Consider the following 24,023-nt stretch of genomic DNA (forward strand, 5'->3'; position numbering starts at 1 on the left):
ACCGACATGAAAAGTAAACTACTCAGTGGCATGGTGTTGTTCATGCTTTCGGCTTCGGTGATGGCGCAGCAATCCTTTAGCACCCCCGATCAGGCAACCGATGCGCTGACCAAAGCCATTAGTGAGCATAATGAGAGCGCTATGAGCAATCTGCTTGGAGAAAACTGGCGCGATTTTCTGCCCCCTGAAGGCGTTGACCCGGATGCCGTCGATCGTTTCCTTCGCGACTGGAAAGTCCGTCATAACACGGTTGTCGAAGGGGATACGGCGCATCTGGTTGTCGGTGACAACAGCTGGCAGCTTCCTATCCCGGTGATCAAAACCGCTGCCGGTTGGCAGTTCGATATCAAAGAAGGGGCGGAAGAGATCCTGACCCGCGAAATCGGGCGTAACGAACTTGCCGCCATTGAAGCCTTACATGCCTATGTTGATGCGCAGCAAAGCTACTTTGCGATGAACCAGAAATTCGCGCAGAAGATTGTCAGCTCGAAAGGGAAAAAAGACGGTTTGTACTGGCCCGCCTCTCCCGGCGAAGCGCCCAGTCCGCTCGGACCGGCATTTAGCCCAAAAGAGCCGGGTACCGGTTATCACGGCTATCGTTTCCGCATCCTGCCGGATAATAACGGTTTCGCGATGGTGGCCTGGCCAGTCAGCTATGGTCAGACGGGCGTCATGAGTTTTGTGATAAATCAGGATGATAAGGTGTATCAGACCGATCTCGGCAGCGATTCTGAGCAGAAAGCCCGGGCGTTAACCACCTATAGTCCTGATAAAACCTGGCAGCCTGTGGCCCCCTGAACGCAGCGCATAAAAAAAGCGGCCTGAGGCCGCTTTTTTCATCTGAAGAAACTTATTTCTTCTTCGCTTTCGCGTTTGGCAGGTCGGTGATGCTACCTTCAAACACTTCTGCCGCCAGGCCCACGGACTCGTGCAGAGTCGGGTGAGCGTGGATGGTCAGCGCGATGTCTTCAGCGTCACAGCCCATTTCGATAGCCAGACCGATTTCACCAAGCAGCTCGCCGCCGTTGGTACCGACAATCGCACCACCGATTACACGGTGAGTCTCTTTGTCGAAGATCAGTTTGGTCATACCGTCTGCGCAGTCGGAAGCGATAGCACGGCCAGAAGCAGCCCACGGGAAGGTGGCGGTTTCGTAGCTGATGCCTTTCTCTTTCGCTTCTTTCTCGGTCAGACCCACCCATGCTACTTCTGGCTCGGTGTACGCGATAGATGGGATGACTTTCGGATCGAAGTAGTGCTTCATGCCGGCGATAACTTCAGCGGCAACGTGGCCTTCGTGAACACCTTTGTGCGCCAGCATTGGCTGACCGACGATATCGCCGATTGCAAAGATGTGCGGCACGTTAGTGCGCAGCTGTTTGTCAACGCGGATAAAGCCACGGTCGTCCACTTCCACACCGGCTTTGCCCGCGTCGAGGTTTTTACCGTTCGGCACACGGCCGATAGCCACCAGCACGGCGTCGTAACGCTGTGGTTCGGATGGGGCTTTTTTGCCTTCCATGGAAACGTAAATACCGTCTTCTTTCGCTTCAACGGCAGTCACTTTGGTTTCCAGCATCAGGTTAAATTTCTTGCTGATGCGTTTGGTGAAGACCTTAACGATGTCTTTGTCGGCAGCCGGGATAACCTGGTCGAACATTTCAACCACGTCGATCTCTGAACCCAGCGCATGGTACACGGTACCCATTTCCAGACCGATGATACCGCCGCCCATAACCAGCAGACGCTTAGGAACGGTTTTCAGCTCCAGCGCATCGGTGGAATCCCACACGCGTGGATCTTCATGCGGAATGAATGGCAGTTCGATTGGGCGAGAGCCTGCCGCGATGATCGCGTTGTCGAAGTTGATCACGGTTTTGCCGTTTTCGCCTTCCACTTCCAGGGTGTTCGCACCGGTGAATTTACCCAGACCGTTTACCACTTTCACTTTACGGCCTTTGGCCATACCCGCCAGACCGCCGGTCAGCTGAGTGATAACTTTCTCTTTCCAGGTACGAATTTTGTCGATATCGGTTTTCGGCTCGCCGAAGACGATACCGTGTTCAGCCAGCGCTTTGGCTTCTTCGATAACTTTCGCTACGTGCAGCAGCGCTTTAGAAGGGATACAGCCGACGTTCAGACAAACACCGCCGAGGGTGCTGTAACGCTCTACGATGACGGTTTCCAGACCTAAATCCGCGGCGCGGAATGCTGCGGAGTAACCTGCCGGGCCTGCCCCAAGTACTACGACCTGAGTTTTGATTTCTGTGCTCATCATGACCTCTTAATTTATACCCGTCGTCCACCGGGTCGTTCTATCCGCCCGCAGTTTACAAAATTGTTAACAATTTTGAAACAACAAACGGCTCACGAATTGTCGCTTTCGCCAATAACCTCACAAACCCCATGAGATTATCAGAAAAAAGCCGGCCGACTGGCCGGCTTTTCGATTACATCACCAGGCGGCGAATGTCGCTCAGCATGTTGTTGATGATGGTGATGAAACGCGCACCATCAGCACCGTCGATCACGCGGTGGTCGAAGGACAGAGAGATTGGCATCATCAGACGCGGTACGAACTCTTTGCCATTCCACACCGGCTCCATCGCGGACTTGGACACACCGAGGATAGCCACTTCCGGCGCGTTCACAATCGGCGCGAAGTGGGTAGTACCCAGGCCGCCGATGCTGGAGATAGTGAAGCAGCCGCCCTGCATTTCGCCGGCAGTCAGCTTACCATCACGCGCTTTCTTGGAGATCACGGTCAGTTCACGGGACAGCTCGGTAATGCTCTTCTTGTTCACGTCTTTGAAGACCGGAACAACCAGACCATTTGGCGTATCAACCGCAACACCGATGTTGATGTATTTCTTCAGCGTCAGCTTCTGAGCGTCTTCGGACAGGGAGCTGTTGAAGCGTGGCATCTGTTCCAGAGCCGCAGCAACCGCTTTCATGATGAAGACCACTGGGGTGAATTTCACGTCCAGTTTGCGCTTCTCGGCTTCGGCGTTCTGCTGTTTACGGAACGCTTCCAGATCGGTGATATCGGTCTTATCGAAGTGCGTAACGTGCGGGATCATCACCCAGTTACGGCTCAGGTTCGCACCAGAGATTTTCTGGATACGGCCCAGCTCCACTTCTTCGATTTCGCCGAACTTGCTGAAGTCCACTTTCGGCCATGGCAGCATGCCCGGGATACCGCCGCCAGCGGCTGCAGCTGGTGCAGCTTCGGCGCGTTTCACCGCGTCTTTCACATAGGTCTGAACGTCTTCGCGCAGGATACGACCCTTACGGCCGGTCCCTTTCACTTTCGCCAGGTTCACACCGAATTCGCGCGCCAGGCGACGAATCAGCGGGGTAGCGTGGACGTAAGCGTCGTTTTCAGCGAACTCAGATTTTTCTGCTTTAGCAGCAGGGGCAGCGGCTGGTTTAGCAGCCTGAGCCGGCGCAGCAGCAGGTGCAGGAGCAGCCGCGGCAGCCGGAGCTGCGGCAGGCGCAGCGCCTTCCACTTCGAAGACCATGATCAGAGAGCCGGTAGACACTTTGTCGCCGGTGCTGATTTTGATCTCTTTAACCGTACCCGCGAACGGCGCAGGGACTTCCATAGAAGCCTTGTCGCCTTCAACGGTGATCAGTGACTGTTCAGCGGCAACTTTGTCGCCCACTTTCACCATCACTTCGGTGACTTCAACTTCGTCACCGCCGATGTCCGGTACGTTAACGTCTTTCGCGCCGCCAGCAGCGGCTGGTGCTGCGGCTGGAGCCGGAGCAGCGGCCTGTGCAGGCGCGGCAGCGCCTTCTGCACCTGCCACTTCGAAGACCATGATCAGAGAGCCGGTAGACACTTTGTCACCGGTGTTGATCTTGATCTCTTTAACGGTACCGGCGAACGGCGCTGGCACTTCCATAGAGGCTTTGTCGCCTTCTACGGTGATCAGTGACTGCTCGGCCGCAACGGTGTCGCCCACTTTCACCAGGATTTCAGTGACTTCAACTTCGTCACCGCCGATGTCAGGCACGTTCACTTCTTTCGCGCTCGCGGCAGCGGCTGGAGCAGCGGCGGCCGGAGCGGCTTTCTTCTCTTCCTGCGCAGGTGCAGCTGCTGCTGCACCGTCGGCGGAATCGAAAATCATGATCAGTTTGCCAGTCTCGGTTTTATCGCCAACAGAGACTTTGATCTCTTTAACGATGCCAGCCTGAGGAGACGGGACTTCCATAGAGGCTTTGTCGCCTTCTACGGTGATCAGCGACTGTTCAGCTTCAACTTTGTCGCCTACTTTGACCAGGATCTCGGTGATTTCAACTTCATCAGCCCCGATGTCCGGTACATTGATTTCGATAGCCATTATTCTTTTACCTCTTACGCCAGACGCGGGTTAACTTTTTCTGCATCGATGTTGAATTTGGTGATTGCGTCTGCAACCACTTTCTTATCGATTTCGCCACGTTTAGCCAGTTCGCCCAGTGCTGCTACAACCACGTAAGAAGCATCAACTTCGAAGTGGTGACGCAGGTTTTCGCGGCTGTCAGAACGACCGAAGCCGTCAGTACCCAGAACGCGATAATCATCAGCTGGAACGTAAGTACGAACCTGCTCAGCGAACAGTTTCATATAGTCAGTAGACGCCACCGCTGGTGCATCGTTCATCACCTGAGCGATGTACGGAACGCGTGGGGTTTCCATTGGGTGCAGCATGTTCCAGCGCTCACAATCCTGGCCATCACGCGCCAGCTCAGTGAAGGAGGTCACAGAGTACACATCGGAACCGACACCGTAGTCTTTCGCCAGGATCTGCGCTGCTTCACGTACGTGACGCAGGATAGAACCGGAGCCCAGCAGCTGAACTTTACCTTTGCTACCTTCAATGGTTTCGAGTTTGTAGATACCTTTACGGATACCTTCCTCGGCACCTGCTGGCATTGCCGGCATGTGGTAGTTTTCGTTCAGGGTGGTGATGTAGTAGTAAATGTTCTCTTGCGCTTCACCGTACATGCGCTGCAGACCGTCATGCATGATGACTGCCACTTCGTACGCGTAAGACGGGTCGTAAGAGATACAGTTAGGGATAGTCAGAGACTGAATGTGGCTGTGGCCATCTTCGTGCTGCAGACCTTCACCGTTCAGGGTCGTACGACCGGAAGTACCACCTACCAGGAAGCCGCGAGCCTGCTGGTCGCCTGCCTGCCAGCACAGGTCACCGATACGCTGGAACCCGAACATGGAGTAGTAAATGTAGAACGGGATCATCGGCAGGTTGTTGGTGCTGTAAGAAGTCGCAGCAGCAAGCCAGGATGCGCCTGCGCCCAGCTCGTTGATACCTTCCTGCAGGATCTGACCTTTCTCGTCTTCTTTGTAGTATGCAACCTGCTCACGGTCCTGCGGGGTGTACTGCTGGCCGTTCGGGCTGTAGATACCGATCTGACGGAACAGACCTTCCATACCGAAAGTACGCGCTTCGTCGGCGATGATTGGAACCAGACGATCTTTGATCGACTTGTTCTTCAGCATCACGTTCAGGGCACGAACGAAAGCGATAGTGGTAGAGATCTCTTTGTTCTGCTCTTCCAGCAGCTGAGAGAAGTCTTCCAGCGCTGGCAGTTCCAGCTTCTCGGTGAAGTTAGGCTGACGAGCTGGCAGGTAGCCTTTCAGCGCCTGACGACGTTCGTGCAGGTACTTATGCTCTTCAGAACCTTCCGGGAAGGTGATGTAAGACAGGTTTTCTACCTGCTCATCGGTCACTGGAACGTTGAAACGGTCGCGGATATAACGCACGCCGTCCATGTTCATTTTCTTAACCTGGTGAGCGATGTTTTTACCTTCTGCGGTATCACCCATGCCGTAACCTTTGATGGTGTGGGCCAGGATTACAGTCGCTTTACCTTTGGTTTCCTGCGCTTTTTTCAGTGCAGCGTAGACTTTCTTCGGATCGTGACCACCGCGGTTCAGGGCCCAGATCTGCTCATCAGTCCAGTCTGCAACCAGGGCTGCGGTTTCAGGGTATTTGCCGAAGAAGTGCTCACGAACGTAGGCACCGTCTTTGGATTTGAAGGTCTGGTAGTCACCGTCAACGGTTTCGTTCATCAGCTGGATCAGTTTACCGCTGGTGTCTTTACGCAGCAGCTCATCCCAACGACCGCCCCACATGACTTTGATCACGTTCCAGCCAGCACCTGCGAAGATGCCTTCCAGTTCGTTGATGATCTTGCCGTTGCCGGTTACCGGACCATCCAGACGCTGCAGGTTACAGTTGATGATGAAGCACAGGTTGTCCAGCTTCTCACGGGTAGCGATGGTGATCGCACCTTTAGATTCTGGCTCATCCATTTCGCCGTCGCCCAGGAAGGCGTAAACGGTCTGCTCAGAGGTGTCTTTCAGACCACGGTGTTCCAGGTATTTCAGGAATTTAGCCTGGTAGATCGCACCGATTGGGCCCAGACCCATGGATACGGTCGGGAACTGCCAGAATTCAGGCATCAGTTTAGGGTGCGGGTAAGAAGACAGACCTTTACCGTGAACTTCCTGACGGAAGTTGTTCATCTGCTCTTCAGTCAGACGACCTTCCAGGAAGGCACGTGCATAGATGCCCGGAGAGATGTGGCCCTGGAAGTACACCAGGTCGCCGCCGTCTTTCTCGTTCGCTGCACGGAAGAAGTGGTTGAAGCACACTTCGTAAACGGTCGCAGAAGACTGGAAGGACGCCATGTGGCCACCCAGCTCCAGGTCTTTCTTGGAGGCGCGCAGAACGGTCATGATGGCGTTCCAGCGGATTGCAGAACGGATACGACGTTCCAGATCCAGATTGCCCGGGTATTCCGGTTCGTCTTCGACGGCAATCGTGTTTACGTAGTTGCTAGCCCCTGCACCTGAAGCAACCTTCACACCGCCTTTGCGGGCTTCAGAAAGCAGCTGATCAATCAGATACTGAGCGCGCTCAACACCTTCTTCACGGATGACCGATTCGATCGCCTGTAGCCAGTCGCGAGTTTCGATCGGATCCACGTCATTTTGGAGACGTTCTGACATGGGGGTATTCCTTATCTATCTAATACGTTGATTTGTCTGGAACCTGTCCCATTGTGCTCTTGGGCAAGAACACAATAAGACAGGTTCTGCGTTTAGTTGCCGCGCTCTAAAAGTACCTGGCGCTTAATCCTTTCGTTGCTGTATGCGGCGTAATGAACGTTCGCGTCGCGATTGTTCACGGCTGCGGTCCAGCAAGATTTCCTCAATGAAAGCCAGATGGCGGTGCGACGCTTCACGCGCCTGCTCCGGTTCCCCGGCCATTATCGCCTCGAATATTCGGGTGCGATGGTTGCTTACCAGTGGGAGCATCTCCCGACGGGCATACAACAATTCAAAATTCTGACGAACGTTCTGGGCCAGCATCGGCTCCATGCAGCGTAGCAGATGGAGGAGCACCACATTGTGTGCCGCTTCGGTGACGGCGATTTGATACTGGACGACGGCGCTGGACTCGGCGTCTAAATCGCCGGACTGCTGTGCCCGTTCAATGGCCTGATGCAGTTCGCGGATACGCACGCGATCTTCATCAGTGCTGCGAAGGGCGGCGTAATAGGCCGCAATCCCTTCAAGCGCGTGACGGGTCTCAAGCAGGTCAAACTGGGATTCTGGGTGGTCAGAGAGAAGTTCTACCAGCGGATCGCTGAAGCTCTGCCACAGGCTGTTTTGCACAAAGGTTCCGCCGCCCTGGCGACGAAGCAGCAAGCCCTTTGCTTCGAGACGTTGAATCGCCTCACGCAGAGAGGGACGTGAAACGTCGAACTGTTTTGCCAGCTCGCGTTCTGGTGGAAGTTTCTCACCCGGGCGCAGAGTCCCTTCGAGGATTAAAAACTCCAGCTGCTGCTCAATCACATCAGATAGTTTTGGTTGGCGAATTTTGCTGTAGGCCATATTCCCTGTCTTACGCCTTTTTGCCCGGAGTCAATTGGTCTTACCAATTTCTATTTCGTATCGCTAAAGTAACAAAGTATTCACCTTCTGTCCATATTGGTTTTGATTGAAATCAGTAAACCCTGCACATTTTAACAACCTTACAGAAATAACGTTTCAGAAATGTAACTTTGCACAAATGAGTTGATTACTCCTAAAGAGGGAGTTTTAACCATAATGAAACGAGGGTTTTTGCAATCTGAAGCGATTCAACAAGGCAAATAATGAAAATTCGCCCACTTACGGCGCATTTCTATTCTATAGGTTGGGTTAGGAACAACGAGCGGACCGATTTACAAATGCTTTCTTTTTATTCAAGTCGTCATCACCCCTTCATAAAGCAGGTGCATTCGCAGGCGCTTACCACTATTCTTGCGCTTACGGAAGTCATCTCCGCTTTTTTCGGTCTCGTTAACCGTAAAGAAATAAATACAGAATATGGATTTTCATAATTACACACGCACAGCGTGAACATAACAACCACACACGAGGTTTCAAATGGAAGCTCAACAGCACGGCGATCAGCTAAAGCGCGGGCTTAAAAACCGCCATATTCAGCTCATCGCACTGGGCGGTGCGATAGGTACCGGCCTGTTTCTGGGCAGCGCATCCGTTATCCAGTCTGCCGGTCCGGGTATTATTTTGGGTTACGCGATTGCGGGTTTCATTGCTTTTCTGATCATGCGCCAGCTGGGCGAAATGGTCGTTGAAGAGCCGGTCGCAGGCTCCTTCAGCCACTTTGCCTATAAATACTGGGGCAGCTTTGCCGGTTTCGCCTCAGGCTGGAACTACTGGGTGCTGTACGTTCTGGTTGCCATGGCTGAGCTTACCGCCGTCGGGAAATACATTCAGTTCTGGTATCCCGAAATCCCAACCTGGGCTTCTGCTGCGGCCTTCTTCGTCATTATCAACGCCATTAACCTGACCAACGTTAAAGTGTTCGGTGAGATGGAGTTCTGGTTCGCCATCATCAAAGTCATTGCCGTGGTGGCGATGATTATCTTTGGCGGCTGGCTGCTGTTCAGCGGCAACGGCGGACCGCAGGCCACCGTGCGCAACCTCTGGGAACAGGGTGGCTTCCTGCCTCACGGCATGACCGGTCTGGTGATGATGATGGCCATCATTATGTTCTCCTTTGGCGGTCTGGAGCTGGTGGGTATCACCGCCGCTGAAGCCGACAACCCGGAGCAGAGCATTCCAAAAGCCACTAACCAGGTTATCTACCGTATTCTGATCTTCTATGTGGGCTCGCTGGCCGTGCTGCTCTCCCTGCTGCCGTGGACGCGCGTCACCGCCGACACCAGCCCGTTTGTGCTGATCTTCCACGAGCTGGGCGACACCTTTGTCGCCAACGCCCTGAACATCGTGGTGCTGACCGCAGCGCTCTCCGTATACAACAGCTGCGTATACTGCAACAGCCGTATGCTGTTCGGCCTCGCCCAGCAGGGCAACGCGCCGAAGATGCTGCTTAACGTTGATAAACGCGGCGTACCGGTGAATACCATCATTGTTTCCGCCATCGTGACTGCCCTGTGCGTGCTGATTAACTACATGGCCCCCGAGTCGGCGTTTGGCCTGCTGATGGCGCTGGTGGTCTCTGCCCTGGTCATCAACTGGGCGATGATCAGCCTGGCACACATCAAGTTCCGCCGCGCGAAACAGCAGCAGGGCGTCACCACGCGCTTCCCTGCCCTGCTCTATCCGCTGGGTAACTGGATCTGCCTGCTGTTTATGGCGGCCGTGCTGGTGATCATGCTGATCACGCCGGGTATGGCGATTTCCGTCTACCTGATCCCGGTCTGGATTGCGATCCTGGGCGTGGGCTATCTCTTCAGTCAGAAAAGCCGTAATGCCATGAAGGCGCACTAAGCCTCCCTCCGCGGTACCTGCTTTTACGGGTACCGCGCGTTGTTACCTCCCTCACACTTTCGCGCCCACAGCGCATTTATCCATATCACCGCCCTGATACTGCAACGCATATATCCCTTCGCCAGCGAATAATTCTCTCCATACCGTAAACCGGAGAGCTGTCGATGGATAACAACACACTGTCAGTAAAAGAAAAGATCGGCTATGGGATGGGCGACGCCGGATGCAACATTATCTTTGGCGCCATCATGCTGTTTGTTAACTATTTTTATACGGATATTTTTGGCCTCGCGCCTGCGCTGGTCGGCGTGCTGCTGCTGTCCGTCCGCGTAATTGACGCCGTAACGGACCCGATCATGGGCGCGATTGCCGACCGTACCCGCAGTAAATATGGCCGGTTTCGTCCATGGCTGCTGTGGATCGCCTTCCCCTACGCGCTGTTCAGCATCCTGATGTTCACCACGCCGGAGTGGAGCTATAACAGCAAAGTTATCTATGCGTTTGTCACCTACTTCCTGCTCTCTTTGACCTATACGGCAATCAACATCCCCTACTGCTCCTTAGGAGGGGTAATCACCAACGATCCAAAAGAACGCGTGGCCTGCCAGTCGTATCGCTTCGTGCTGGTCGGCATCGCCACGCTGCTGCTCTCATTAACGCTGCTGCCAATGGCCGACTGGTTTGGCGGGGATAACAAAGCCAAAGGCTACCAGATGGCGATGACCGTGCTGGCGCTGATTGGCACCTGCATGTTCCTGTTCTGCTTCGCCACCGTGCGCGAGCGCGTGCGCCCGGCGGTACAGACCAACGACGAGTTGAAAAACGATTTGAAAGACGTGTGGAAGAACGACCAGTGGGTACGCATTCTGCTGCTGACGCTCTGCAACGTCTGCCCGGGCTTTATCCGTATGGCGGCCACCATGTATTACGTCACCTGGGTGATGGGCCAGAGCACCCACTTCGCTACGCTGTTTATCAGCCTGGGCGTGGTCGGCATGATGCTCGGCAGCGTGCTGGCAAAAGTGCTGACCGACCGCTGGTGTAAGCTGAAGGTCTTCTTCTGGACCAACATCGTGCTGGCGATTTTCTCCTGCGCCTTCTACTTCTTCGACCCGAAAGCCACCGTCACCATTGTGGTGCTCTACGTCCTGCTGAACATCCTGCACCAGATCCCGTCTCCGCTGCACTGGTCGCTGATGGCCGACGTGGACGACTACGGCGAGTGGAAGACCGGGAAGCGCATCACGGGCATCAGCTTCTCCGGCAACATCTTCTTCCTGAAATTAGGGCTGGCGATTGCCGGTGCGATGGTCGGCTTCCTGCTCTCCTGGTACGGCTATGACGCGGGCGCAAAAGCGCAGAGCGCGGACGCCATCAACGGGATCGTCCTGCTGTTTACCGTCATTCCCGGCATTGGATACTTAATCACCGCGGGCGTAGTACGGCTGCTGAAGGTTGACCGTGAAACGATGAAACGCATTCAGGAAGATCTGGAAAAACGTCGCACCAATTACCGTGAACTGAGCGACTATCAGGAACTGAAAGCCGCAGAGACAAAATAAGGAGAGCCAAATGCATCAGTGGCCAAACCCGTTTATCGAACAACGCGCCGACCCGTACATTTTACACCATGAGGGGGAGTACTATTTTATCGCCTCCGTGCCGCAGTACGACAGGCTGGCGATACGCCGCGCAGCGTCGCTGGAAGGCTTACGCCATGCTGAAGAAGTTGTGGTCTGGCGCAAACCCGAGACCGGCCCCATGAGCCAGCTGATCTGGGCGCCGGAACTGCACCACATTGACGGCAAGTGGTACATCTACTTTGCCGCGACGCACACCCAAGCGCTCGACGCGCTCGGGATGTTCCAGCACCGGATGTTCGCCATTGAATGTGCTGACGACGATCCGCTCACCGGCGCGTGGGTGGAAAAAGGGCGGATTAAAACGCCTTTCGACACCTTCGCCCTGGACGCCACCACCTTTGTGCATCAGGGAAAACGCTGGTATCTGTGGGCGCAAAAAGCGCCGGATATCACCGGGAACTCCAACCTTTACCTGTGCGAAATGGCGAACCCGTGGACGCTAAAAGGCGAGCCGGTGATGCTCAGCAAGCCGGAGTATGACTGGGAATGTCGCGGGTTCTGGGTTAACGAAGGCCCGGCGGTACTGATTCACGGCGATAAGCTGTTTATCAGCTATTCCGCCAGCGCCACCGACGAGAACTACTGTATGGGGCTACTGTGGATAGACCTGAATGCCGATCCGCAAAACCCGGCAAACTGGCACAAATCCCCGCGTCCAGTGTTCGTTACCAGCTATGAAAACCGCCAGTTCGGCCCGGGACACAACAGCTTTACGCAAACGCCGGAAGGGGAAGACGTGCTGGTGTATCACGCGCGTAACTACACCGAAATTGAGGGCGACCCGCTGTACGATCCGAACCGGCATACCCGCCTGAAGCTCGTCCGCTGGAATGAAAACGGGATGCCTGATTTCGGCATCCCGCCCGCGGATACGCTGTAGTCTTTGCGGCGCGCTGGCTTACACCAGCGTGCCGTAAATCGTCAGCAGTGCCACGATCACCACCACCACAAACGACGTTTTCTTCGCCATGGAGACAGCGGCTTTTGGTGTTTCAATCTTGTCGGTATGCGGCTCACGCGCCAGCGAGAACTGCGCCAGACGCGTTAACACCTGATACTGCGAAGTATGGCGGTCAGCCAGCGAAGCAAACCACGCGGGCAGCGCTTTCTCACCATGACCAATTAACGCATACACCACGCCCACCAGGCGCACCGGGAGCCAGTCGAGCACGTGCAGGATGGCATCGATGCCGGACAGCAAACGTTCATGCGGCGTCAGATAGCGGGCAAGCCAGGTCTGCCAGGCGCGCAGGAACGCATACCCCATCAGCAGTACCGGCCCCCACGGGCCGCCCACCACGAACCAGAACAGCGGCGCCAGGTAGTAGCGGAAGTTAATCCACAGCAGCGCGTTCTGCAGTTCGCGCAGAAATTCGCGCTCGTCGCAGTCCGGCGGCACGCCGTGGATCATGGTCAGTTCGCTCGCCATAGCATTGCGCGCATGGGCATCGTCACGGGAGGCGGCTTTCAGGTAGGCGTGATAGTGCAAACGCACCTTGCCCGCACCAATGCACAGCACCCCAAGCAGGATCCACACCACCAGCAGCGGCACGTTGAAAAACAGTCCGTGCAGCGAGCGCAGGAGCAGGAACGTAATGACCATCACGCCCGCCATCATCAGCAGCGTGCGCAGCATGGAAAAGTGCTTAATCCGGCGGAAAAACACCTCCAGCCGGTGATCCAGATGCCAGTGCTCGCCGAGCTTGAACAGGCGTTCAGCGATGATAACCAGCAGCATGGTAAACAACGTCATGGTATCTCCTTATTCTGACGACGCGGTGAGCATGGCGCGAAACCGGGACCAGTCAAAGGCCGGGCCGGGATCGGTTTTTCTCTCCGGGGCAATATCACTGTGCCCCGTGATATTGTCGGCGATAGCCGGGTAGAGTCCGATAAGCGTGCGGGTCACGGCCGCTAGCTGTTGATACTGTGAATCGGTATAGGGCGTGGTATCCGTGCCTTCCAGTTCGATCCCGATAGAAAAATCGTTGCACCGTTCGCGCCCGTGATACATCGACACCCCGGCATGCCAGGCGCGCTTATCAAAGGGAACATACTGAACCACTTCACCATCGCGACGAATCAGGCAGTGAGCCGATACGCGCAGATGTGCAATTTCAGCAAAAAAGGGATGAGCAGCGGGATCAATCGTTCCCGTGAATAACGCATCGATCCACGGGCCGCCAAATTCACCCGGCGGGAGACTAATATTATGAACCACCAGCAGTGTGGGCTTTTCATCCTCCGGGCGGCAATCGTGGTGCGGCGAGGGCACATGCCGCGCATCCACCAGCCATCCGTCTTCTAACAACATGCTGGAACTCCTTCTGTATGGTGCAATGACTCGGTTCAGAGTAGCATGTTTCAATATTATGATTCGTTACCAATTTGGAGTTTTATCATGCCGCCTCGCCGCTATAACCCCGACCACCGACGTGAAGCGCTTCTGGAACGTATTAATATGGATATTCCGGCAAGCGTCTCCCATGCTTTGAAAGAAGATCTGGGCGGTGACGTTAATGCTGATAAGGATATTACCGCACAATTATTGCCAAAAGAGACGCGCTCCCACGCGGTCATCATCACCCGTGAAGACGGTGTTTTTTGCGGCAAGCGTTGGGTTGAAGAGGTCTTTACTCAACTGGCGGGCGACGATGTGCAGGTAACATGGCACGTGGAAGACGGCGATGCAGTCAAGGCCAACCAGCCGCTGTTCGAACTGGACGGACCTTCCCGCGTCTTGCTGACCGGCGAACGTACCGCGCTCAATTTTGTACAAACGCTCTCAGGCGTGGCCAGCGAAGTGCGTCGCTACGTTGACCTGCTGGCCGGTACCCGCACTCAGCTGCTGGATACCCGCAAAACGCTGCCGGGCCTGCGCACCGCGCTGAAATATGCGGTGCTCTGCGGCGGGGGCGCAAACCATCGTCTGGGCCTGTCCGACGCCTTCCTGATTAAAGAGAACCACATTATTGCCTCTGGCTCCGTGCGTCAGGCGGTGGAGAAAGCCTTCTGGCTGCACCCGGATGTGCCGGTTGAAGTGGAAGTGGAAAACCTGGACGAGCTGGAGCAGGCGATTAAGGCCGGGGCCGATATCATCATGCTCGATAACTTCGAAACAGAGCAGATGCGCGAGGCGGTAAAACTGACAAACGGCCGGGCTCAGCTTGAAGTGTCCGGGAACGTCACTTTCGAAACGATCCGTGAATTCGCCGAAACCGGCGTGGATTACATCTCCGTCGGTGCGCTAACCAAACACGTTCGCGCTCTCGACCTCTCAATGCGCTTTAAATAACGCATTCTCCCCTCTCCACCCGGAGAGGGGAATTTCTGCCCCGCTCGCAGATCCGCTGTTCTTCCCTGCAATACTGAATAAATTCTCTGAAGCCCCCTTCCCGTTCCCTTTTTTGCCCCTCGTTTCTGTTCTTTCCCGCTGACAAAGTAGCGCCACTTTGCATAAGGAGCAGATATGGACAGACAACAAGGCTTCACACTCATTGAGCTGATGGTGGTCATTGGCATTATTGCGATTCTGAGCGCCATCGGCGTCCCCGCCTATCAGAATTACCTGCGCAAGGCGGCGCTGACCGATATGCTGCAAACCTTCGTTCCCTACCGCACCGCCATCGAGCTTTGCGCGCTGGATCACGGTGGTGTGGAAAGCTGCGATGCCGGCAGCAACGGCATCCCTTCCCCCACCACGACACGCTACGTTTCAGGAATGAGCGTAGCGAAAGGGGTCGTGACCTTAACAGGACAGGAGAGTCTTAACGGGCTGACGGTAACCATGACGCCACGGTGGAGCGACGGCAACGGTATGACGGGCTGGACGCGTGACTGCAGCATCAGTGCTGACAGCGCCCTGAAGCAGGCCTGCGAAGACGTTTTCCGCTTCGACAATAACTGAGGAGCGGAAAATGAACACCGATCAACTCGTGGCGCTTTGCCTGCGCCATCACGCTCTGCTGCTCGACAGCGACAGTGACATGGTCAGCATCGCCGTTGTAGGCAACCCCGCGGCTGAACTGATGGAGGCGCTGCGTTTCGCCACCCAGAAACGAATTGATATTGAGTGCTGGAGCGCTGAGCGCATGGAAAAACAGCGACAGCTAACGTCACAATCCCATCTGCCCGTTGTTTCGCTAACGCACTCAACGGTAGATATCCTCAACCACACGCTGCAGCAGGCAATCAACCAGCGCGCCTCTGATATTCATATCGAACCGATGGAGCACGCGTGCCAGATCCGTTTACGCATCGACGGGGTTCTTTGCCCCCAGCCTCCGCTTTCCGCCTCGCTGGCAAGCCAGTTCAGCGCGCGTTTAAAAGTGCTGGGTAACCTGGATATTGCAGAGCGTCGTTTGCCACAGGACGGTCAGTTTACGATTGAGCTGGCGAACGCGCCGGTCTCGTTTCGGATCGCGACGCTTCCCTGCAGCGGCGGCGAGAAAATTGTGCTGCGTCTCCTGCATCAGGTTCAGCAGGCCCTTGAGCCAAAAGCGCTTGGCATGAGTGCTGAACAACTGGCCTGTTTTAATGAGGCCCTCCACCAGCCGCAGGGGCTAATTCTGGTTACCGGCCCTACCGGCAGCGGCAAAACCGTGACGCTGTATAGCGCGCTGCAGGCGCGTAACACCCCTGACGTCAACATCTGTAGCGTGGAGGATCCCATTGAAATCCCCCTTGCGGGATTAAACCAGACGCAGATTAATCCCCGGGCGGGTTTAACATTCCAGAGCGTGCTGCGGGCGCTGCTACGCCAGGATCCAGACATCATTATGGTCGGCGAAATTCGTGACGGTGAAACGGCCGGGATTGCCATTAATGCTGCCCAGACCGGGCACCTGGTGCTATCAACGCTGCACACCAACTCGACGACGGAAGCCCTGACTCGCCTGGAGCAGATGGGCGTGGCGCGCTGGATGATATCTTCCGCGCTGTCGATGGTGATTGCCCAGCGGCTGGTCCGGCGTCTGTGCCCGCACTGTCGCCGGGAAGCCAGCGAGCATGCTGAATTACCGCACGCCGTATGGTCCAGACCGCTTCCACGCTGGCAGCCCATCGGCTGTGAGCGTTGTTATCACGGTTTTTATGGCCGCGTGGCCATTTTTGAGGTACTCGCGATCGACAATGCCCTGCGGAAGGCCATTACCAGCGGGGCGGGAACAGAAGTGATAGAGGCGAGCGCCCGGCAGGCGGGAATGATTTCTCTTTTTGAGCACGGCTGCATGGCCGTCGAACAGGGGATGACCACGATCGAAGAGCTGGTGCGCGTCCTGGGCATGCCGGATGGCTGCTAATCAGCTCTGGCGCTGGCGAGCGCTCACCCAGGAAGGAGAACCCCGAAGCGGGACACTCTGGGCCACAGACCGCAATGCCGCCTTCACCAGGCTGATGCACAGCGGCCTCCATCCTCTGACGCTGACCCGATGCGCTCAGCGACACCGCTGGCGGCCACATCACTGCTACGAGATGTTTCGCCAGCTCGCAACGCTTCTGCATGCCGGGCTGACATTGTCCCACAGCCTGCAGATGCTGGCAGAGCAACATCCGTTAAAACCGTGGCAGGCGCTGCTGCAAAACATTGCCGATGAGCTTAGTGAGGGAGCCCCCTTTTCTGAGTCGCTAAAAAAGTGGCCAGCCGTTTTTAGCCCGCTGCATGTCTCGATGGTGAAAACCGGTGAGCTCACAGGGAAGCTGGAGGAGTGCTGTCGCCAGCTCGCGCAGCAGCAAAAAGCGCAGCAGCAGCTCAGTGCGAAAGTGAAAAAGGCGCTGCGCTACCCGGCGATCGTCCTGACCCTGGCCGTACTCGTGGTGCTGGCGATGGTCATCCTGGTCTTGCCCGAGTTTGCCGCGATCTACAAAACGTTTAACACTCCGCTTCCGCTGCTGACGCAAATGGTCATGGGGATGGCCGCATTTATGCGGTCATATGCCCTTGCGCTGTTCGCCGCGTTACTCGCGCCCTTAGCCACCGCCTGGATTCTGCGGCAGAACCCTCGCTGGCAGCGCATCCTGATGCTCACTCCCGTGTTCGGCGCACTGGCAAAAGGTCAAAAACTGGGACATATCTTTACCGTGCTGTCACTCACGCAACAGGCGGGCATCCCCTTTTTACAGGGCCTGGAGAGTGCAGAAGAAACTGTTGAGAACCGGTACTGGCAAGGGATACTTCGCAGCGTGCGGGAGGACATTGAAAAAGGTCTGCCCGTCTGGTCATCCTTTCAGAAGGCGGCATTGTTTACCCCGCTGTGTATTCAGCTTTTACGAACCGGCGAAATGTCAGGTGCGCTGGACATCATGCTGGCAAACCTCGCCCGACACCACACGGAACAGACCTTTCAACGAGCAGATAACCTGGCGGCGCTTCTCGAGCCGGTGCTTCTGATTGTGACTGGGGTCATCATCGGCACGCTGGTGGTGGCAATGTACCTGCCGATTTTCCATCTGGGAGATGCGATGAGTGCGGGCTAGTGCAGAACAGTGCTGGCGCATGGGCATGCGCCAGCGAAAACCATTACAGGCTATTGAATACGCGGTTTTCCTGTTCCTGAACGCGAATAAACGTTGTACGTTTTGTCAGCTCTTTCAGGCGGGATGCCCCAACGTAGGTGCAGGCCGAGCGCAGGCCGCCGAGGATATCGCGCGCGGTGTATTCAACCGGTCCGCGCAGAGGCAGCTTCACGGTTTTGCCTTCTGCCGCACGGTATTTTGCCACGCCACCGACGTGACGGGTCATCGCGGATTCAGAGCTCATGCCGTAGAACAGCATAAATTTCTCGCCGTTCTCTTCAACCACGGTACCACCGCTCTCTTCATGGCCTGCCAGCATACCGCCGAGCATCACGAAGTCCGCACCGCCACCGAAGGCTTTCGCAACATCACCCGGCATGGTGCAACCGCCGTCGCTGATGATCTGGCCGCCGAGCCCGTGCGCCGCGTCGGCACATTCAATGACGGCGGAGAGCTGCGGATAACCGACGCCGGTTTTGACGCGTGTGGTGCATACGGAGCCCGGGCCAATACCTACTTTCACGATATCTGCACCGGAGAGGATCAGCTCTTCACACATTTCACCGGTCACCACGTTGCCCGCGATGATGGTTTTCGTCGGCCAGGCCTCGCGCGCCTTGCTGACGAACTGCACGAAGTGCTCGGAGTAACCATTCGCCACATCAATACAAACGAAGTTCAGCGCCGGGTTAGCATTCAGGATCTGTTTAGTCTTCTCGAAATCCGCATCGGAGGTGCCGGTAGAGACCATCACATGCTTCACCACGTCAGCAGACGCGGACGCAACGAACGCATTCCACTCTTCAGGGCTGTAATGTTTGTGCACGGCGGTGAGAATGTCGAACTGTGCCAGGGCGGTTGCCATCTCAAAGGTTCCCACAGTATCCATGTTGGCAGCGATGATCGGCACGCCAGACCAGGTCTGACCGGAATGCTTAAAGGTGAATTGACGTTCGAGTTCAACGTCTGAGCGACTTTTCAGTGTAGAGCGTTTAGGGCGGATAAGAACGTCTTTGAAACCTAACTTCAGATCTTCTTCGATACGCATGTGCGGATTCCTGGGGTTAGAGGCAAATATGTTAAAAGCACAACTCCAGTGACGTTATCATACGCACTAATACCTGCTCCGCAAGACTGCGAAATTCTCTTTTTTTACGCTACAATCCTATAAATTTACCTGGTAAAAAGCCGGTAAACGGGGCTAAACAGTGGCTGGCGCACGTAAGAATTTTAATCAACTGATTTTAAAAATGAATAATTCCCAGGATTTGATTTAATGGGGTATATCGTCGCATTAACCGGCGGCATCGGTAGTGGCAAAAGTACCGTTGCTGACGCTTTCTCTCGTTTGGGTATCACGATTATCGATGCCGATATCATTGCCCGCCAGGTGGTAGAGCCCAATACACCCGTGCTAAAGGCCATCGCAGAACATTTTGGTCAGGCCATCATCAATGCCGATGGCACACTGAATCGCCGTCAGCTTCGCGAATGCATTTTTTCCGATTCCGCGGAAAAAGCCTGGCTTAATAGCCTTCTCCACCCCATCATCCACCTGGAAACTCAGCGTCAGATCGCTGCGGCCCGCTCGCCCTATGTCTTATGGGTGGTTCCGCTACTGGTTGAAAATCAGCTGCAGAAGAAAGCCGATCGGGTGCTGGTGATTGATGTCTCTCCCGAAACGCAAATCCAGAGAACCATGACGCGCGACCATGTCTCGCGGGAGCATGCTGAACACATTCTTGCCGCTCAGGCTACGCGCGCTCAGCGCCTTGCCGTGGCGGATGATGTCATTGATAATAACGGCGCACCAGATGCCATTGCATCGGATGTTGCCCGTCTGCACGCGCAGTATCTGACGTTTGCCGCGCAGGCCGTTGCACAGGAAAAACCATAATGTCGACACACATCCTTTTTGAGCATCCGCTCAACGAAAAAATGCGCACCTGGCTGCGCATCGAATTCCTCATTCAGCAGCTTTCACAACATCTGCCGGTTAACGATCACGCTACGGCGCTGCACTTCTTCCGCAACGTAGGCGATCTGCTGGATGTGATTGAACGCGGCGATGTCCGCACAGAATTACTCAAAGAGCTGGAGCGCCAGCAGCGTAAATTACAGGCATGGGCTGAGGTCCCCGGGGTGGATGTAAGCCGTATCGATTCCCTTCGTCAGCAGCTTAAAACCAGCAGCAGCATCCTGATGGCCGCGCCGCGCGTCGGGCAGTTTTTGCGTGAAGACCGCCTGATTGGCCTGGTGCGCCAACGTCTGAGCATCCCTGGCGGCTGCTGTAGCTTCGACCTGCCGACGCTGCATATGTGGCTACATATGCCACAGCCGCAGCGTGACGCGCAGGTGAACAGCTGGCTGGCAAGCCTGGAGCCGATGCACCAGACGCTGTCGCTGATCCTCGATCTGATTCGTAACTCTGCACCGTTCCGCAAGCAAACCAGCCTGAATGGTTTCTTCCAGGATAACGGTGATGATGCCGATCTTCTGCGTCTGAATCTGTCTCTTGGCGAACAGCTTTACCCACAGATTTCCGGGCATAAGAGCCGCTTTGCGATTCGCTTTATGCCGCTGGACAGTGAAAATGGCACCGTGCCGGAACGTCTCGATTTTGAACTGGCCTGTTGTTAAGGAGTGCCGATGTCTGATGTCACCACCGTAAACTGCCCTACCTGTGGCAAAACCGTTGTCTGGGGCGAAGTGAGTCCGTTCCGCCCATTCTGCTGCAAACGCTGCCAGCTTATTGACCTGGGCGAATGGGCGGCGGAAGAGAAACGCATTCCGAGTAAAGGCGATCTCTCGGACAGCGACGACTGGAGTGAAACCCAGCAGTAATCTGTAAAGCCTGCTGGCGCGTCGCTCAGCAGGCCTACGTTTGTGCGACTAACCGCAGGATCACAGGTTCATTAGCTGGCGGGAATTTTTCGGCATCACTTGCCTGAAGCTCTACCCAGTTACCCGGCTGTCCCTCTTTTCCCCAGGGTTCACCTTCCCAGTTTTCCACCAGCCAGAACCACAGCGTGATGTGCCTGTCCGGAAACTGGTACTCAAGCTTATCAAACAGCGTTGCACCAAGCGGAGTGATCCCCACCTCTTCCTGAAGTTCCCGAACCAGCGCCTCTTCCGGCGTTTCACCTGACTCGATTTTACCGCCCGGAAACTCCCACTTGTTCGCCATATGGGCGTCGGCAGCGCGCTGGGTGATGAAGATTTGGTTTTGCGGGTTGCGAATAATCCCGACGGCAATTTGCAGTATTTTCATATTGTTACTTCCATAAAAAAGGCGCAGATGTCTGCGCCTTTTTGTTTTTTTATGAACTTAGCTCAGACGGCCGTGGCACGCCTTGTACTTTTTACCGGAACCACACGGGCACGGATCGTTACGGCCCACTTTACGATCGCCGGTCTGCGCGGCGATCGCCGCTGCGGCTTCGCTGTCGTCGGTCTGATGACTCAGCTGTTGCATTTGCGCCAGACGCTCGGCTTCTTCACGACGCTGCTGCTCCATCGCTTCCACTTCTTCCGGCATACGCACCTGAACCTTGCTCAGGGTGCTGATCACTTCATACTTCAGTGACTCCAGCATAGACGCAAACATGGAGAAGGATTCACGCTTGTATTCCTGCTTCGGATCTTTCTGCGCATAGCCACGCAGGTGGATACCCTGACGCAGGTAGTCCATCGCCGCCAGGTGTTCTTTCCACAGGGAGTCCAGAGTCTGCAGCATCACGCCTTTTTCGAAGTGACGCATCATTTCAGCGCCAACAACCTCTTCCTTACGCTTGTAAACGTCCAGCGCGGTTTCAAAGATACGTTCACGCAGGGTCTCTTCGTGCAGCTCAGGCTCTTTGTCCAGCCACTCTTTGATTGGCAGTTCGAGGTCAAAGTCATTTTTCAGACGTTCCTGCAGGCCTTCAATATCCCACATCTCTTCCAGAGACTGCGGTGGAATATGCGCGTCGATGGTGGCTTTGAACACATCTTCACGAATGCTGTTGATGGTTTCGCTCACGTCGGACACGTCCAGCAGTTCGTTACGCTGGGTGTAGATCGCACGGCGCTGATCGTTAGCCACGTCATCATATTCCAGCAGCTGCTTACGGATATCAAAGTTGCGGCTTTCCACTTTACGCTGTGCGTTAGCGATCGCTTTGGTGACCCACGGGTGCTCAATAGCTTCGCCAGGTTTCATCCCCAGCTTACGCATCATGCCGGACACGCGGTCGGAGGCAAAAATACGCATCAGCGCATCTTCCATAGACAGGTAGAAACGGGATGAACCGGCATCACCCTGACGACCCGCACGACCACGCAGCTGGTTATCGATACGACGGGATTCATGACGCTCTGTACCGATGATATGCAGACCGCCGGAAGCCAGAACGGCGTCATGACGAACCTGCCAGTCGGCTTTGATCTGGGCAATCTGTTCTGGCGTTGGGTTTTCCAGCTCCGCCACTTCAGCCTGCCAGCTACCGCCCAGCATAATGTCGGTACCACGACCCGCCATGTTGGTGGCGATGGTTACGGCAGCCGGATAACCCGCCTGCGCAACGATGTCCGCTTCTTTGGCGTGGAATTTGGCGTTAAGAACGTTGTGTTGGATACCCGCTTTCGTCAGCTCGTGCGAAACCACTTCGGATTTCTCGATGGAGATGGTCCCCACCAGAACCGGCTGGCCATTGGCAGTACGGTCGCGAATATCTTCGATGATCGCCTGAATTTTTTCCGCTTCGGTCATGTACACCAGGTCCGGCATATCCTTACGGATCATCGGACGGTTGGTTGGAACGACCACGGTATCCAGCTTGTAGATAGAGCTGAATTCAAACGCTTCGGTATCAGCAGTACCGGTCATCCCCGCCAGCTTTTCGTACAGACGGAAGTAGTTCTGGAAGGTGATAGACGCCAGCGTCTGGTTTTCATTCTGAATATCCACACCTTCTTTGGCTTCCACAGCCTGGTGCAGACCGTCAGACCAGCGACGTCCCTGCATGGTACGGCCGGTGTGCTCATCGACGATGATCACTTCGCCGTCTTTTACGATGTAGTCGACGTCGCGGGTGAACAGCGCGTGGGCGCGCAGCGCGGCGGTCACGTGGTGCATCAGCATGATGTTGCTCGGGGAGTACAGAGACTCGCCTTCTTCCATAATGCCTTCAGCAACCAGCAGCTCTTCAATTTTCACCAGACCGCGTTCGGTCAGGTTCACCTGGCGCGCTTTTTCATCAACGGAGAAGTGGCCTTCACCCTGGAAGGTATCCGAGTCCTCTTTCTCCTGACGCAGCAGGTGTGGAATGATTTTGTCGACCTTACGGTACATCTCGGAGCTGTCTTCAGCCGGGCCGGAGATGATAAGCGGAGTACGCGCTTCATCGATCAGGATGGAGTCCACCTCATCCACCAGCGCGTAGTGCAGCTTACGCTGGACGCGCTCTTCCGGACTGAACGCCATGTTGTCACGCAGGTAGTCGAAGCCGTATTCGTTGTTGGTACCGTAGGTAATGTCCGCGTTATACGCTTCACGCTTGGCTGGCGCAGGCAGGCCGGACATGTTGATGCCGACGGTCATACCGAGGAATTCGAACAGTGGACGGTTGTTTTCGGCGTCACGCTGCGCCAGATAGTCGTTGACGGTAACGACGTGAACGCCTTTACCGGTCAGCGCGTTCAGGTAAGCCGGCAGCGTTGCGGTCAGGGTTTTACCTTCACCGGTACGCATTTCCGCGATGCAGCGCTCGTTAAGCACCATACCGCCCAGCAGCTGAACGTCGAAGTGACGCATGCCGAATACGCGCTTACTTGCTTCACGCACAACTGCAAACGCTTCCGGGATCAGGCTTTCTAAGGTTTCGCCTTTTTCCAGACGCGCACGGAATTCCGCCGTTTTCGCTTTCAGCTCATCATCAGAGAGCTTCTCCATCGCCGGTTCCATCCCGTTGATGACGGCAACAGCTTTGCGCATACGGCGCAGGGTACGATCGTTACGACTACCAAAAACTTTAGTTAACAATTTGATTAGCATAATAAATTCTCAA

The 24,023-nt window shown here is 55.4% G+C and carries 20 protein-coding genes; 11 read left to right on the forward strand and 9 right to left on the reverse strand.

Annotated features, from left to right (window positions below; genetic code table 11):
- Window positions 1–6: 6 nt before the first annotated feature.
- Window positions 7–798 carry a DUF2950 family protein gene (locus AC0TNG_RS13505; RefSeq protein WP_417927862.1) on the forward strand — a complete coding sequence of 264 codons (792 nt, stop codon included), beginning with the start codon at window positions 7–9 and terminating at the stop codon, window positions 796–798.
- A gap of 52 nt (window positions 799–850) precedes the next feature.
- Here the strand turns inward: AC0TNG_RS13505 and lpdA are convergent, their stop codons facing one another.
- The 4 genes from lpdA to pdhR form a co-directional block, all read right to left on the reverse strand.
- Window positions 851–2,275, reverse strand: coding sequence for a dihydrolipoyl dehydrogenase (lpdA, locus tag AC0TNG_RS13510; protein WP_003856313.1), 1,425 nt, complete (start codon window positions 2,273–2,275; stop codon window positions 851–853).
- Window positions 2,276–2,450: 175 nt separating this feature from the next.
- Entirely contained in the window at window positions 2,451–4,346 is a 1,896-nt protein-coding gene (aceF, locus tag AC0TNG_RS13515) for a pyruvate dehydrogenase complex dihydrolipoyllysine-residue acetyltransferase (RefSeq protein WP_473712526.1), read from the reverse strand.
- Between the two features lie 14 nt (window positions 4,347–4,360).
- Window positions 4,361–7,024, reverse strand: coding sequence for a pyruvate dehydrogenase (acetyl-transferring), homodimeric type (gene aceE, locus AC0TNG_RS13520; protein WP_061715959.1), 2,664 nt, complete (start codon window positions 7,022–7,024; stop codon window positions 4,361–4,363).
- A gap of 123 nt (window positions 7,025–7,147) precedes the next feature.
- Window positions 7,148–7,912, reverse strand: a complete 765-nt coding sequence (gene pdhR / locus AC0TNG_RS13525) for a pyruvate dehydrogenase complex transcriptional repressor PdhR (protein ID WP_014882565.1) — start codon at window positions 7,910–7,912, stop codon at window positions 7,148–7,150.
- Window positions 7,913–8,449: 537 nt separating this feature from the next.
- Here pdhR and aroP point away from each other — a divergent pair.
- The 3 genes from aroP to AC0TNG_RS13540 all read left to right on the forward strand — a co-directional run bounded on the left by aroP (window position 8,450) and on the right by AC0TNG_RS13540 (window position 12,343).
- Window positions 8,450–9,820, forward strand: coding sequence for an aromatic amino acid transporter AroP (gene aroP, locus AC0TNG_RS13530; protein WP_024907477.1), 1,371 nt, complete (start codon window positions 8,450–8,452; stop codon window positions 9,818–9,820).
- 164 nt (window positions 9,821–9,984) lie between these two features.
- Complete coding sequence (locus tag AC0TNG_RS13535; protein ID WP_090419044.1) at window positions 9,985–11,382, forward strand: glycoside-pentoside-hexuronide (GPH):cation symporter; 1,398 nt, start codon at window positions 9,985–9,987, stop codon at window positions 11,380–11,382.
- A 10-nt stretch (window positions 11,383–11,392) separates the two neighbouring features.
- The gene (locus AC0TNG_RS13540; protein ID WP_473712527.1) at window positions 11,393–12,343 is read left to right on the forward strand and encodes a glycoside hydrolase family 43 protein; all 951 of its coding nucleotides are present in this window, start codon (window positions 11,393–11,395) and stop codon (window positions 12,341–12,343) included.
- Window positions 12,344–12,361: 18 nt separating this feature from the next.
- Here AC0TNG_RS13540 and ampE read toward each other — a convergent pair whose 3' ends face one another.
- Window positions 12,362–13,216: a beta-lactamase regulator AmpE gene (gene ampE / locus AC0TNG_RS13545; protein ID WP_090419051.1), complete on the reverse strand. Its 855-nt coding sequence runs from the start codon at window positions 13,214–13,216 to the stop codon at window positions 12,362–12,364.
- 9 nt (window positions 13,217–13,225) lie between these two features.
- On the reverse strand, window positions 13,226–13,777 hold the full coding sequence (gene ampD / locus AC0TNG_RS13550; RefSeq protein ID WP_417927864.1) for a 1,6-anhydro-N-acetylmuramyl-L-alanine amidase AmpD: 552 nt from the start codon (window positions 13,775–13,777) through the stop codon (window positions 13,226–13,228).
- Between the two features lie 87 nt (window positions 13,778–13,864).
- Here ampD and nadC point away from each other — a divergent pair, with 87 nt between their 5' ends.
- The 4 genes from nadC to hofC all read left to right on the forward strand — a co-directional run bounded on the left by nadC (window position 13,865) and on the right by hofC (window position 17,937).
- A complete protein-coding gene (gene nadC, locus AC0TNG_RS13555) occupies window positions 13,865–14,758 on the forward strand; it encodes a carboxylating nicotinate-nucleotide diphosphorylase (protein ID WP_248166007.1) in 894 nt (297 codons plus the stop codon).
- A gap of 174 nt (window positions 14,759–14,932) precedes the next feature.
- Window positions 14,933–15,370 carry a prepilin peptidase-dependent pilin gene (ppdD, locus tag AC0TNG_RS13560; RefSeq protein ID WP_024907471.1) on the forward strand — a complete coding sequence of 146 codons (438 nt, stop codon included), beginning with the start codon at window positions 14,933–14,935 and terminating at the stop codon, window positions 15,368–15,370.
- A 10-nt stretch (window positions 15,371–15,380) separates the two neighbouring features.
- Window positions 15,381–16,763 carry a type II secretion system protein GspE gene (gspE, locus tag AC0TNG_RS13565; RefSeq protein WP_473712528.1) on the forward strand — a complete coding sequence of 461 codons (1,383 nt, stop codon included), beginning with the start codon at window positions 15,381–15,383 and terminating at the stop codon, window positions 16,761–16,763.
- Window positions 16,753–17,937 carry a protein transport protein HofC gene (gene hofC / locus AC0TNG_RS13570; protein ID WP_473712529.1) on the forward strand — a complete coding sequence of 395 codons (1,185 nt, stop codon included), beginning with the start codon at window positions 16,753–16,755 and terminating at the stop codon, window positions 17,935–17,937. Before gspE ends, hofC begins: the two co-directional genes overlap by 11 nt.
- Before the next feature lie 43 nt (window positions 17,938–17,980).
- Here hofC and AC0TNG_RS13575 read toward each other — a convergent pair whose 3' ends face one another.
- Window positions 17,981–19,024: a GMP reductase gene (locus AC0TNG_RS13575; RefSeq protein WP_023310407.1), complete on the reverse strand. Its 1,044-nt coding sequence runs from the start codon at window positions 19,022–19,024 to the stop codon at window positions 17,981–17,983.
- 228 nt (window positions 19,025–19,252) lie between these two features.
- Between AC0TNG_RS13575 and coaE the strand changes: the two genes are divergently transcribed.
- From coaE to yacG, 3 genes are read left to right on the forward strand one after another with little or no spacing between them, the layout of a single operon-like run.
- The gene (gene coaE / locus AC0TNG_RS13580; RefSeq protein WP_473712530.1) at window positions 19,253–19,873 is read left to right on the forward strand and encodes a dephospho-CoA kinase; all 621 of its coding nucleotides are present in this window, start codon (window positions 19,253–19,255) and stop codon (window positions 19,871–19,873) included.
- On the forward strand, window positions 19,873–20,616 hold the full coding sequence (gene zapD / locus AC0TNG_RS13585; protein ID WP_248165997.1) for a cell division protein ZapD: 744 nt from the start codon (window positions 19,873–19,875) through the stop codon (window positions 20,614–20,616). The genes coaE and zapD overlap by 1 nt, the downstream gene beginning before the upstream one ends.
- 9 nt (window positions 20,617–20,625) lie before the next feature.
- Window positions 20,626–20,820 (forward strand): DNA gyrase inhibitor YacG, encoded by a 195-nt coding sequence (gene yacG / locus AC0TNG_RS13590; RefSeq protein WP_024907465.1) that lies wholly within the window; start codon window positions 20,626–20,628, stop codon window positions 20,818–20,820.
- 34 nt (window positions 20,821–20,854) lie between these two features.
- Here the strand turns inward: yacG and mutT are convergent, their stop codons facing one another.
- Both mutT and secA read right to left on the reverse strand, forming a co-directional pair.
- Window positions 20,855–21,247, reverse strand: a complete 393-nt coding sequence (gene mutT, locus AC0TNG_RS13595; protein WP_473712531.1) for an 8-oxo-dGTP diphosphatase MutT — start codon at window positions 21,245–21,247, stop codon at window positions 20,855–20,857.
- 57 nt (window positions 21,248–21,304) lie between these two features.
- Window positions 21,305–24,010: a preprotein translocase subunit SecA gene (gene secA, locus AC0TNG_RS13600; RefSeq protein ID WP_024907463.1), complete on the reverse strand. Its 2,706-nt coding sequence runs from the start codon at window positions 24,008–24,010 to the stop codon at window positions 21,305–21,307.
- Window positions 24,011–24,023 lie beyond the last annotated feature (13 nt).

It is taken from the genome of Enterobacter sp. PL_is514, assembly GCF_055816715.1.